Origin of the sequence: Massilia sp. CT11-108, from assembly GCF_047302915.1 — a bacterium.
In the GTDB taxonomy this organism is placed as follows: domain Bacteria; phylum Pseudomonadota; class Gammaproteobacteria; order Burkholderiales; family Burkholderiaceae_D; genus Telluria; species Telluria orientalis.
In genome coordinates this window covers 1-10551 of the sequence record NZ_JBKYMO010000189.1, presented here as the reverse complement: position 1 = coordinate 10551, position 10551 = coordinate 1, and the positions used below count along the sequence as shown (strand labels likewise).

Below are 10551 nucleotides of genomic sequence, written 5' to 3'. Positions count from 1 at the left end.
CGCCAAACCCCACCCCGCCCCGCTGCTGGAAGCGGCGCGCCGCCTGGACATCGACCCGACCCACTGCTGGTACGTGGGCGACGACCAGCGCGACATCGAAGCGGGCCGCGCGGCCGGCATGGTCACCGTGGCCTGCAACTGGGGCTATTGCGGTGCCATCGATCCGGCGACGTGGGGTGCTCACTACCAGCTGGACACGCCGCGCCATCTGCTGGACATGCTGCGCGAGCTGGCGGGCGCTGCGGTAACGACTGCCTGATCCGGCTTTCATCATTGCTTCATCCTGGCCGCCTTCTGCCCTGGCGGCCCGGTTTTTTCTCGGGGCCGCCCGTCGGTTAGTTGCAGATGTTGCGCTCTCGTCTTCGTCTTCGTTAGATCGCGATCCCGATCGGTCAACTCGTCATTTACATATCTTTACGATTGATACAGGGATACGTCTATCTCTCGACAATGCCTCTGGGTAATCTACAGCCATACGACAACAACGTCTCAGGAGCAGAAAAAATGGAAACGATCAAAACCGCCACCTCCCGTATCCACCCGCTGGTTGCAGCTGCCGCAGTGTCCGTCATCGTCGTGAGCCTCGCCGGCACGGCCGCGATCACCGGCCTCCTGCCGAGCTCGCACAGCGCTCCCGAGGCTGCCCCGACCCAGGTGAACCCGGCCTACGCCGCTGCCCCGACCGCCGCACCGGCCCTGCCGATGGCTGCGGACGCCACGGCACCGCAAGGCCTGCAACCGGTCCAGGGCGCCTATGCACAGCCGGCCGTCGCCAGCGCCCAGCCGGCCCCGGCACCCACGGTGATCAAGGAAACGATCATCAAGGAAGTCCCGGCGAAACCGGCCCCGCGCCACACGACGCACCACTCGAGCTACGCCCAGAACGATGCGCCGTCGTATCGTGAACCGGCACCCCGTCCGGCTCCGCAGCCGGCACAACCGAACTACGTCGCCATCGGCACGGGCGCCGTCGTGGGCGGCCTGCTGGGCAACCAGGTGGGCAGCGGCAACGGCCGCAAACTGGCGACGGTCGCCGGCATGATTGGCGGCGGCATGCTGGGCAACCAGATCGCCAACCAGAACCAGGGCCGTTAATCCCACATCAGCCCTTGATACTCCGCACCTCGCACCCATATCGGGTGTGAGGGCACGACAGGGCTCTCCGCTCAGAGGCCGATTGCGGTACAATGAGCATTCCTATCTGGGGGCGACCTGGTTTCGACGTGGGTTGCAAAGCAGAACAGGGCATACCGAGGACTGGTTACCTCGTAAATACATCCAGAAATCAATAACTGCAAACGATAACTCGTACGCACTCGCAGCCTAATCGCTGCTAGCTCTACACCACCTCGCCTCTGGGGTGTGCCGCAAGGCAAGTAGAGTCATTTACAGAGGCTAGGATTCAACCGGGTTACCTGGTTGCTTCCGAAACTTTAGGTAACTCGCTTAGTCGAAGGGTGCACGTCCCCGGCGCCTAAGTTAAATTAAAAGACAGTGCTAAGTATGTAGAACTGTCTGTAGAGTGCTTGCGGACGAGGGTTCGATTCCCTCCGCCTCCACCAGTATTCAAATAAAAGCCCCGCCGGCGCAAGCCGGTGGGGCTTTTGTTTTATGCGATACCGGACCCTCACGCCTCCGCAGTTTCCGCATTGCGCATCAGCCAGTGATAACGGAATGCGTCGGCGATACTCGCACATAACGCGTCGTCATCCCAGGGCTTCGCGTGGAACCGGAAAACGGCGCCGCTATTGGTCGCTTCGATGATCGCGTCGACCGCCGTGTAGCCCGACAGCATGATCCGGATAATCTTCGGGTGAATCTGCTTGACGCGCGACAGGAATTCGATACCCATCATGCCGGGCATGCGCTGGTCGGAGATGACGACCTGGACGTCGTTCAAGGCAAGCAGGCTCAAACCTTCCTCTCCGCTTGCCGCATGCAGTACCCGATAGCCCTGGCGGCGCAGAAGCCGGCGCAATGCCGCGCTGACGCCAGGGTCGTCGTCAACGAGCAGCAGCGTCCGCACCTGTTCGTCAGGACACGCCACCGGCAGCGCCCGCTCCTCGCGCAGCAACTGCTCGAATGCCGCGGCCGGAACCGGACGGCTGAAATAGTAGCCCTGAATCTGGTCGCAACGGTACGTGGTCAGATAGCTGAGCTGTTCCTGGGTTTCCACGCCTTCCGCGATGACTTGCAATTGCAGGCTTTGGGCAAGCGAAATGATGGACCGCGCGATCGCCGCCGCGTCCGGATCGGTGGTAATGTCCCTGACGAACGACTTGTCGATCTTCAGCACATCGATCGGGAAGCGCTTCAGGTACGACAGGCTGGAGTAGCCGGTGCCGAAGTCGTCCAGCGACAGTTGTACGCCGAGCCCCTTGAGCGTATTCATGGTGGCGAGTGCGTGGTCGATGTCGGTCATGACCAGGCCTTCCGTCAGCTCGATGTCCAGGTAGCGTGCCGCGAGCCCTGATTCCGCCAGGACCCCTGTCACGACCTCGATCAGATCCGGCTGGTAGAACTGCTTGCCCGACAGGTTGACGCCCACACGCAGGCCCTCCCAACCGGCATCGTGCCAACGCCTGGCGTCCGCGCACGCGGTCCGCAATACCCAGGTGCCGATCGGGACGATGAGCCCGGTTTGTTCCGCCAGGTCGATGAACCGGTCGGGCGACATCATGCCGAGTTCGGGATGCGCCCAGCGCAGCAGGGCTTCCACGCCAACGATCCGACCGGTGCGCACGTCGACTTGTGGCTGGTAATGCAACAGCAATTCGCCCCGCTGGACGGCATGCCGCAGGTCGCCCTCGAGCCGCAGGCGTTCCATCGCGCGCGCTTTCATCGACGCCGTATAAAACTGCAGCTCGCCACCGCCCGCTTCCTTGGCACGCTGCATCGCGATGTGGGCATTCTTGATCAAGGCGTTCGCCGTGTCGCCGTCGGCCGGAAATACCGACAACCCGGACGTGCAGCTCAGGAAATGCTCGTGCTCCCCGACCTTGATCGGATCGCGTAGGGCGGCCATGACGCGCTGGACGGTATTGATCGCGGCGTGCTCGTCGGGTGTATCGGCGAGCACCAGCACAAATTCATCGCCACCGGTGCGCGCAGCCGTATCGTTCGGCCCCAGTGCCGTTCTCAGGCGCGCGGCTGTCTCTTGCAGGACCAGGTCGCCCGCTTCGTGGCCCAGCGTTTCGTTGACCAGGGCGAAGCGGTCGAGATCGATACAGACAAGCCAGGCCTGTTCGCCCCGGCTCACGGCCCGTGCCATCGTCTGACTTGTCCTATCGCAAAGCAGATTACGGTTGGCAAGTCCCGTCAGGGTGTCGTAATTCGACTGATATTCAAGCTGGTCCTCGCTGGCGCGTGCCTTGCGTTCGATGTGAAGTCGTTCGACCGCGATGCTGACCGTGTGGGCGCACAGGTCAAGGATCTCCATTTCGCCTTGATCGGGCACACGTCCGGCTTCGGTGAATACCGCGAGCGTACCGAGCAGCCGGTCCTGCCCGGAGCGAATTCCATACCACCAGCAGGCACGATCCCCATGCAGTGCGGCCGCATCGTGCGCGCCAGTCCAGCTCGGATCTTCCCCCACGTCGGCAACGAAGACCGGCCCGGCTTGCAGCCGTGCGCGTCGGTCCGGTGGCAATACCTCATCGACGTCGAATTCGTTCAGGATGCCTCGTAGCGAAGCCGGAAGACTTGGCGCGACGACGTGTTCGAAGGCGGCGCCGTCCGCACCCAGCAACATTACGGCACAGTGCATGGCATTTCCGGACGACTCGACAATGTGCGTGGCAAGTTCCAGGAGCTCAGGCAACGGCGCCCCCAGTGCCATCCGTTCCAGCAATTTCATCTGCTCATTCTTGAACTTCTGCAGACGCCGGCTTGCGCTGATGTCGCGGCAATATACGGCAAGCCCTTCCGATGAAGGATATGCACGAACCTTGAACCAGCGATTCAGCGGCGGGAAGTAAATGTCGAATTCGACCGTGCAATGTTCATGCATGGCCCTTCGAAATTCGGTATCGGCGATGCCGCCGACGAGCGCCGGATATTCCTGCCATAACATTCGTCCAAGCAATTGCTGGCGATCACGCTGAAGCAGGCGCTCGGTTTCCTTATTGACGTACGTAAATCTCCAGTCCAGATCGACTGTGAGGAATGACTCCGTGATGCTTTCGAGCGTGGTGCCGAGCCGGTGTGCGAGCCTGCGGATTTCGTCGTTCGCCAACCGCGTGTCATGGTTGTCGGTGGTGGTGCCGTACCATTTTACGATCGTACCGTGTTCGTCCCGGATCGGTATGGCACGCGCCTGATGCCAGCGATAGCTCTGGTCGGCGCTGCGAAACACGCGGTATTCGGTCTCGAAGATGGCGCCCGAGACGAGCGACGCCTCCCAGACGCGCAGCGTCGGCGCAACGTCGTCCGGGTGCAGTATCGTGACCCAGTTGTCGGCATCGATCTTCTCGACCAGTCCCGTGTAGGCATGCACCCAACTGTTGGCGTAATCGATCGCACCATCGGGGTCGGCTGTCCATACGATTTGCGGCATCGCATCGGCAAGCTGGTGGAAACGCTGTTCGCTTTGGAACAGGGCCTGCGCGGCGTGCATCTGCTCCATTTGATGGAGCGCCTCTTCCCGCAGCTTACGATCGGTCAAGTCAGTATGGGTCCCGATCACCCGCGCCGCCTGTCCGCCCGCATCGGTACCGACGGCCATGCCGCGACTGAAGATCCAGCGCCAGCTACCATCCTTCGCCCGCATGCGGTATTCCATCGCGTAGGTCGGCACCTGCCCGGCCACCAACTTCGCCGTGGCGTCGAGAACCCGTCCACGGTCCTCCGGGTGGATCAGGTTTTCCCATTGTTTCCCGGTCCGGATCTCGGCGTCACCATAGCCGAGCATCTCGCGCCAGCGGTGTGAAAAGTACACCGTATCGGTCCGGCCGTCCCAATCCCAGACACCATCGCCCGCGCCTTCGAGCGCATATTTCCAGCGAAACTCGCTTTCCTCGAGCGCGGCCCGGGCGCGGGCACGGTCGCGCATTCCGGACAACACGCTGTAACCGATCAGGACAATCAGGATGGACAGCCCACAGGCGCCGCCCACCACCAGGTTCCGCTGCCGGACATACGATTCGAGGATTTCATCGCGGCTACGGCCGACCGCCACGGCCAAGGCCTTCTTCGGCAATACACGCCAGGCATAGAGCCGAACGACACCGTCGATCTGCGAGGCGCGTGAATACATCAGTGTTTCCGTGCCCATCACGCCGAAGTCCGGCGTGGTCCTCAGTACGTTGCGCGGCTCGGACGACACTGCCGGCTCGCGCGCGACAATGGTACCGTCAGAGCGAACCAGGGCGACTATCCCGTGCTCGCCAAGTTGCAGCTTCCCCGAAAACCGGGTGAAGTACTCCGGTGTCACCGACAACACGATCACGCCTGCGAAACGATTCCCGCCGGCCAGCAATGGACGGGTGAACTGGATACTTCCCCGCCCCGACACCCGGCCCTTGATCGGGCGGCTGACGAACAGCTTGTCGATCCCGGCCAGATGGGTGCGAAAGTGCTCGCGGTCGCTTAAATCGAGCCGCGGCGCCGAGCGGTCCACGCTCGAATATGCCAGGTGCCCTGTGGCGTCGATGATACTTACTTGAAATGCCACAGGTTTTTCGAGAATCGCCTGACGCTTGCGCACGTGGTCATCAAACCTGTCCGGGTCGTCGAGCCATCGTTCGCGCAGGTCGATCGCCGCCAGGTCGATCATGTTGATGGAAGAATTGACTTCTTCAGCGAACAGACGCGCAATGTTATTGCTGTCCTTGGCGGCCTCGGCCAAGGTTTTCTCATAGGTGCCGTGTAACGACGCGATCACGACGGCCCACAGGCAAGGCAAGATAATTGCCGCAATGAGGGCGAGTTGTCCGGGCAACGGAAGTCGGGAAAAAACCTGCAATGGCAGGCCGATCGATTTGGAGCTCACTGAGCGACCTTCTTATCCGGAAGGGCATCGCTGGCGCAACGACCGCGCGATACCGTTAGATAGCCTTTGATTGGACCGGCGCTATCCAGGACGGCGGCGGCGCAGTCCAGTCACGGACATCTTGCATGGCATTTCCGACCACGTCATATCGTCAACAACAGCACATTGCCCGCCAAAACCACGGCTTACATTTTACATAGATTCCCAGGGGAAACATAAATGCATTTCTACGAAGAAGAAAAAATGTCGCATTTATGCTCAATATTATTCTTGCAAAGGATGAAACCGCTGGGGAGACACCCGCTCCACTCAGACGAGTTCGCGATAAAAATACGTCGTATCGCACAGCCCGCCTTCCGGCAGCAACGCAAAGCCGGGCACGACACCCAATCGCGTCCACCCCATGCGCGCGTACAGGCGCTCCGCCTCGGCGCTGGCCGTATCCAGCACCAGCAGCGTCTTGCCGAGCGACCGCGCTTCCCGCTCCGCCGCATCCATCAGCGCCGCGCCGACGCCCTGCTTGCGCGCCCGCCGCATGACGAGCATCTTGCACAGGTCCGCCCGATGCGGCTGGTTGTCCGGCATCGCCAGCACGAGGTGGACGGTGCCCACGATGCCGTGCTCGTCCTCGGCGACGAGCAGCGCGCGCCGGCCAGACTCAACGTCGGCCGCGAGCCCGCGCCACCAGCCGAGCGCCTGCCCCAGCGTGTACGGCTGCATGAACCCGACGGACGCTCCGCCCTCGACACAGTCGAAGAGAACGGCCGCCAGGCCTTCGATGTCGGCATCGGTCAGCGAATGGATACGGCGTACGCGGCAACTCATGATCAGCTCCTGCCAAACGTGGTAAGGACGACGGCGTAGCGCGCCGGCACGTCCCCGGGGTTGTGGAAGGAATTCGGTGCGTCGAGGGGAATGACGAGGCAGTCGCCCGTCTCCAGCAGCCAGGATTCGCTGCCGTACGTGATCTGCATGCGGCCTTCGAGGATCCAGATCTGTTGCAGCACGGCGGGCGTGCGGGGGCCGGCCTCGTACGTCACGCGCGTCCGCGGCGGAAACTCCACGTCGACGATGCGTGTCGGCGACTGGAATCCTTCGGGCGAGACATTGCGGCGCAGATAGCCGGAATGCGGATCCCGCCACGTGACCTGGTCGGCATGGCGTGAGACAGGCTCGGCCTTGCGCGCCGGGTCGTCGAACAGCGATGCGAGCGGCACGCCGAGGCCGGCCGCGAGCTTGTCGAGCACGACGGCCGTCGGGCTCGTCTCGCCCCGCTCGATCAACGACAGCATCGAACGGCTCACGCCGCTTTGGGTCGACAAGGCATCGAGCGACAGGCCGCGCTCGCTGCGGAGGAGGCGCATCTGCTGGGCGATGCGTTCGTTAACGGTAGAGTCATCTTTCATAATGGATGTATTCTCCAATATGAAAGATAAGACGTCAACTATCCTGGATTAGTTCTCCAGTTTATTGGATACATCGACTACGACGTCGGCCCAGGGTCCGTCCCTGGCGCCACGAGCAATTCCTTCAACAACATGTCGTTGAAGGCGGGCAGATCATCCGGCTTGCGGCTCGTAACCAGTCGGGCATCCAGCACGACTTCCTCATCCGACCACTCGGCACCTGCATTCATCAGGTCGCGCTTCAGGCTGGGCCAGCTGGTGAGATGCTTGCCGGTGGCGATGCCCGCGTCGATCAGCGTCCACGGACCGTGGCAGATGGCCGCGACCATCTTGTCCTCGGCATCGAAGTCGCGGATGAAATCGATGGCTTCCTTGCTGAGGCGCAGTTGGTCCGGATTGGCGACGCCGCCCGGCAGCACGAGCCCGTCGAAGTCCGCCGGTTTCGCGTCGCGCACGTTCATCTCGACCTTGAAGCGGTCGGCCGGCTGCATGTGATTAAAACCCTGCACTTCGTCGCCGGCGGCCTTCGGCGACAGCAACACGACAGTGGCGCCCTGCTCTTCCAGGAAAGAGCGCGGGCTCGTGTACTCGATCTGTTCCACGCCATCCGTCATGAGCATGGCGACGCGCTTGCCCTGCAAAGGCTTGTTGGCAACTTGTTCCATATAAACTCCTTTTGGTCGAACGTATGAGGACAATCGACCATTCTAGGCAGGGCTGGCGGGGCGCGTCGCACGCGGCGAATCAGGCGGACAGCGCCTGCCACACCATCCATGCGTTGGCGGAGGAAATCACGACGAACAGGAACCACGACAGCACCGTCGTCCACCACTTGTTGCCAAACTGCCCCATCAGGTCGCGGCGGCCCGTCAGGCGGATCAGCGGGTACATGGCGAACGGCAGCTGCAGGCTCAGCACGACCTGGCTGCCGACGAGCATCTTGCCGATGGCGTGGTCGCCCAACGTGAGCACGCCGATCATCGCCGGCCCCAGCGCCAGGCCGCGCGTGATCAAGCGGCGCTGCCAGCAGGGAATCCTGAGTTTCAGGAAGCCTTCCATGATGACCTGGCCGGCGATGGTGCCGGTGAACGTCGAGCTCTGGCCGGACGCCAGCAGCGCCAGGCCGAACAGGATCGCCGCGGCCGCCGTGCCCGCGACGGGGGCCAGCAGGTAATAGGCCTGGTCGATGTCCATCACATTGCCGCCGCCCGGTTTATGGAACGCGGCCGCGGCCAGCACGAGGATGGCGCCGTTGATGAACAGCGCCAGCAGCAGCGACACGACCGTGTCGATGCGCGACAGCCTGATCGCTTCGGCCAGGTGGGCGCCGTCCTGGTTGAGGTCGTGGCGCAGGACGCGCGTCTGCACGACGGACGAGTGCAGGTACAGGTTGTGCGGCATGACGGTGGCGCCGAGGATGCCGATGGCGAGGTACAGCGCGTCGCGCTGGCCCACCTTTTCCAGCGACGGCACGAGGCCCGCCAGGACGGCGCGCGGGTCCGGGTCGACAAGGAACAGCTCCGTGAACAGGCAGATGGCGATCGTCGCGATGAGGCCCAGCACGATGGCTTCCAGTTTCCGGAACCCCGTGCCTTTCAGCCCCAGCACGATGATGGTGTCGAGGGCCGTCAGTGCCACGCCGACGGGCAGCGACACGCCCAGCAGCAGATGGAACGCGAGCGCGCAGCCGAGCACTTCGGCCAGGTCGCACGCGATGATCGACAGTTCGGCGAACGCCCACAAGCCTTTCGCGTGCACTGGCGAATATTGTTCGCGGCAATGTACGGCGAGATCCTTGCCCGTGACGATGCCGAGCCGCATGCTCAGGCATTGCAGCACGATGGCCGCCAAGCTGGACAGAACGACGACGAACAGCAGGTCGTAGCCGAACTGCGAGCCGCCCTGGATGGCGGTCGCCCAGTTGCCCGGGTCCATGTAGCCGACCGACACCAGCAGGCCGGGGCCCGCATAGCGCAGGATCTTTTTCCACAGCGGATCGTTCTCGGGCACGCTGACGGTGCCGGAGACTTCCGATGGGCAGAACGGTGCGGTGGCGTTGGTCGGTAGTTTGAGCATAGCGGGCAAGATAGCACGGTGAGTCTGGCGCACACCGCGCCCCGCCGCGCCCGCCATAAGACCGGTGCCCGCAGGCGGTCGGACCTTTAGTCGATGCCGAGCACGCGCATGCGGGCGCGCAGGCGGCGGATCTCGTCGGCCATGTCGACCACGAGCGCGGCGAGGTCCTCGTTGGCGTCGAAGTCGCGTTCGACGCTCAGCAGGCGCCGGGCCCGTGCCAGGTCGCCGCTGCGGAAACGCCAGCTCGTCACCTGCACGCTGGTCTCGCCGCCCAGCACGCCCGCCTGCACGTGGCGCACGACCCAGTCGGTCTCCACGTTGCAGGCGCGCGCCAGTTCGTCGAGGGTCAGCGCCACGTCGTCCAGCAGCACGCCGGTGAGAATATCGTCATGCATCGTTCAGGCTCCTATGCGTTCGCGTGGATTGAAGGCAAGGTCGCGCGCCATCGCCTCGTACAGCTCGCGCGCACGGTCGCTGGTGGCGGGCGGCAGCACCACGTTCAGCATCAGGTACAGATCGCCCGGCGTCCTGGCCGGAATGCCGCGTCCTTTCAAGCGCAGCTTGCGTCCGCTCTGCGACCCCGGCGGCACCGTCACCTCGACCGTGCCGGACGGCGTGGGCACCGAGATGCTCGCACCGAGCGCCGCTTCCCACGGCGCCACCGGCACGTCCTGGTACACGTGTGTCCCTTCGACGCGATAGCGCGGGTCGGGGTTCAGCTGGATTTCCAGATACAGGTCGCCGGCCGGCCCGCCGCCGAATCCCGGATGCCCCTGCCCCCGCATGCGCAGCTGCTGGCCCGGCGTGACGCCTTTCGGGATGTTCACGCTGAGGGTCTTGTCCTGCATCGTCGTGCGGCCCTGTGCATCGTGCTGCGGAACGCGCAGGCTGACCGTGCGCGTGGCGCCCTGGTAGGCGTCGCGCAGGTCGATGGAAATCGCCGCGTGGATGTCCTCGCCGGGCATCTGGAACCCGCCGCCGCCCGCGTGCGCGCGCGGGGCGGGACGCCGGCATGACGCAGCCTACGCGGCAGGCATTGACCGCCTTCGGCGGCATGGCCATCGGACTGGCCATGTTCGT

Annotated in this window: 9 protein-coding genes and 1 other RNA gene; 3 read left to right on the top strand and 7 right to left on the bottom strand. The window is 63.5% G+C overall.

Translation table 11 applies throughout. The annotated features are described in order from the left end of the window. From ACEN88_RS16160 to ssrA, 3 genes are all read left to right on the top strand, one after another. On the top strand, window positions 1–259 hold a 259-nt coding region (locus ACEN88_RS16160), incomplete at its 5' end, for an HAD family hydrolase (protein ID WP_413341146.1). Between the two features lie 245 nt (window positions 260–504). Further along, entirely contained in the window at window positions 505–1095 is a 591-nt protein-coding gene (locus ACEN88_RS16155; RefSeq protein ID WP_413341145.1) for a glycine zipper 2TM domain-containing protein, read from the top strand. Window positions 1096–1203: 108 nt separating this feature from the next. Next, window positions 1204–1562, top strand: a transfer-messenger RNA (tmRNA) gene (gene ssrA / locus ACEN88_RS16150). Window positions 1563–1627: 65 nt separating this feature from the next. Here ssrA and ACEN88_RS16145 read toward each other — a convergent pair. From ACEN88_RS16145 to ACEN88_RS16115, 7 genes are all read right to left on the bottom strand, one after another. Next, complete coding sequence (locus ACEN88_RS16145; RefSeq protein ID WP_413341143.1) at window positions 1628–5989, bottom strand: EAL domain-containing protein; 4362 nt, start codon at window positions 5987–5989, stop codon at window positions 1628–1630. A 309-nt stretch (window positions 5990–6298) separates the two neighbouring features. After that, window positions 6299–6814, bottom strand: coding sequence for a GNAT family N-acetyltransferase (locus tag ACEN88_RS16140; protein ID WP_160410530.1), 516 nt, complete (start codon window positions 6812–6814; stop codon window positions 6299–6301). A gap of 2 nt (window positions 6815–6816) precedes the next feature. Continuing rightward, on the bottom strand, window positions 6817–7395 hold the full coding sequence (locus ACEN88_RS16135) for a helix-turn-helix domain-containing protein (RefSeq protein ID WP_413341141.1): 579 nt from the start codon (window positions 7393–7395) through the stop codon (window positions 6817–6819). A 77-nt stretch (window positions 7396–7472) separates the two neighbouring features. After that, window positions 7473–8060 carry a type 1 glutamine amidotransferase domain-containing protein gene (locus ACEN88_RS16130; RefSeq protein WP_056129148.1) on the bottom strand — a complete coding sequence of 196 codons (588 nt, stop codon included), beginning with the start codon at window positions 8058–8060 and terminating at the stop codon, window positions 7473–7475. 79 nt (window positions 8061–8139) lie between these two features. Further along, window positions 8140–9471: an Nramp family divalent metal transporter gene (locus ACEN88_RS16125; protein ID WP_413341139.1), complete on the bottom strand. Its 1332-nt coding sequence runs from the start codon at window positions 9469–9471 to the stop codon at window positions 8140–8142. Window positions 9472–9557: 86 nt separating this feature from the next. Beyond that, window positions 9558–9866 carry a chaperone modulator CbpM gene (locus ACEN88_RS16120; protein ID WP_413341137.1) on the bottom strand — a complete coding sequence of 103 codons (309 nt, stop codon included), beginning with the start codon at window positions 9864–9866 and terminating at the stop codon, window positions 9558–9560. 3 nt (window positions 9867–9869) lie between these two features. Continuing rightward, window positions 9870–10436, bottom strand: coding sequence for a J domain-containing protein (locus tag ACEN88_RS16115; protein ID WP_413341135.1), 567 nt, complete (start codon window positions 10434–10436; stop codon window positions 9870–9872). Window positions 10437–10551: the final 115 nt, after the last annotated feature.